This is a genomic window from Candidatus Andeanibacterium sp. (assembly GCF_057143545.1).
Map to the genome: position 1 here is coordinate 1 of NZ_DBNHSF010000154.1, position 2,039 is coordinate 2,039.

Genomic DNA, 2,039 nt, shown 5'->3' on the forward strand with positions numbered 1-2,039 from the left:
TCGATTTCGCCCTCGAAGCTCACCGGGTTGGAGAAGCCCTCGATCCGCCCTTCGGCCTGCGCTTCGAGCACCAGCGGCGCGAGCTGTTCGAGCATGCCGTATAGCGAAGCGATACGCTTCCGGCCCGCTTCGTCGGCCGTATCGATCGAAAACGGGCTGAAGCCGATGGCGGCATTGCGCCCGAAGGCGCGCAGGGCGTTGGCCCCGATCCGTGGGTCGCTCGCCCGGTTGGCTTCGGGAATGAACAGCGGGTTGCCAGTCTGGACGTAAGCGTCAGTAATCTGGGCGAAATTGTCGAAATAGATGTCGGGCGCGAGGAAATCGACATTGCGCGCCAGCCGCCACCACTCCTGCGCCAGATGCGGCAGCGGCCCGCCCGAGGGATATTCGCCCGGAGCCGCTCCCGGGCGCCGCTGTGCGCCGTTGACGAACATCGGCAGGTCGAGCTCGGCCTTGCCGGCTTTCGCCACGGCATCGACATAGAGCGCATAGGCCTGCGCCTGGGCCGCCTCGTCGAAGGCCGGGTTCCCGGTCAGCCGGTCCTCCCTCGGCAGTGACAGGAAGCCGACCTCGTTCTCGACCTGGACCATGATCACGGTGTGCCGTTCGCCGTCGACCGCCTTGAGGTGCCGCATCAGCGCCGCAAAAGCCTTGGCATCGGCATTGCGCGCTTCGGGCGAATAGGCCGAGATGATTTCCTGGACCTTGCCCTCGGCATCGAGCGTCCGCGGGAAACGCTCGACATCGCGCTTCACCCAGGCCGGGACATAGGTCGACATCGAGTTCTTCCATGTCCCGAACCACAGCAGCACCAGCCGCAGGTCATGCGCGCGGGCATCTTCGAGCAGCCAGTCGACCGTCGAAAAGTCGAATTGTCCCTCGACCGGCTCGATCAATTCCCAGCTCACCGGAGCCAGCACGGTGTTGAGGTTCATCGCCTCGAAGTGCTCCCAGCTCGGCGCTAGAAAATGGCGATGCGAGGCGGAACTGTTGGCGAGTTCGCCGCCCAGCACCAGGAAGGGCTCGCCGTCGACGATCAGCTGCATCGCGTCGCCGCGCTGTTCGAGATGCGGCGTCTGGGCTGCGGCTTGAATTTCGACGACGGCCAACATCATCAATGTCATTGCGAGGTGCCGAAGGCACCGCGGCAATCCAGGGCCAAACCTACCTCCCTGGATTGCTTCGCTGCGCTCGCAATGACGAGCCAGATGAGAAATGGCGTTCAAATCTTGTCCAGCGCCTGGCTGAGGTCGGCGATGATATCGTCGATATGCTCGATCCCGACCGAAACCCGGACCACGTCCGGTCCGGCGCCCGCTTCGAGCAGTTCGGCTTCGCTGAGCTGGCTGTGGGTGGTCGAGGCCGGGTGGATGATCAGCGAGCGCGTGTCGCCGATATTGGCCAGCAGGCTGAAGAGTTCGACCGAATTCACCAGCTTGACCCCGGCGTCGTAGCCGCCCTTGAGGCCGAAGGTGAACACCGCCCCGCCCTTGCCCCCGAGATAGCGCTTGCACAATGCGTGATAGTGGTCGTCGTCGAGCGCGGCGTAGGAGACCCAGGCGACCTTCGGATGCACCTGGAGCCAGCTCGCCAGCGCATGCGCGTTGGCGCAATGCCGCTCCATCCTGAGCGCCAGCGTCTCCATCCCGGTAAGCGTGAGGAAGGCGTTCATCGGCGCCATCGCCGGGCCGAGATCGCGCAGGCCGAGCACACGGCAGCCGATGATGAAGGCGATCGGCCCGACCGGCTCGAGCGCATCCACCAGCACCGCCCCGTGATAGCAGGGGTTGGGCTGGGTCAGCGCGGGGAACTTGTCGCTCGCCTTCCAGTCGAACTTGCCCGCATCGACGATCAGCCCGCCGATCGAATTGCCGTGCCCGTTCAAGAACTTGGTGGTCGAATGGACGACGATATCCGCCCCATGCTCGATCGGGCGACACAGCATCGGGGTCGCCATGGTGTTGTCGACGATCAGTGGAACGCCGGCATCGTGGGCGACCTTTGCGATCGCTTCGATATCCTGCACCACGCCGCCCGGA

2 protein-coding genes are annotated in these 2,039 nt (G+C 64.6%); both read right to left on the reverse strand.

Features of this window, described 5'->3' with window-relative positions; all coding sequences use genetic code 11:
* On the reverse strand, positions 1 to 1,115 hold a 1,115-nt coding region (locus tag AC16XC_RS08955), incomplete at its 3' end, for a beta-galactosidase (protein WP_484034308.1).
* Between the two features lie 107 nt (positions 1,116 to 1,222).
* A partial coding sequence (locus tag AC16XC_RS08960) for an O-acetylhomoserine aminocarboxypropyltransferase/cysteine synthase family protein (RefSeq protein ID WP_484034309.1) occupies positions 1,223 to 2,039 on the reverse strand: 817 nt, incomplete at its 5' end.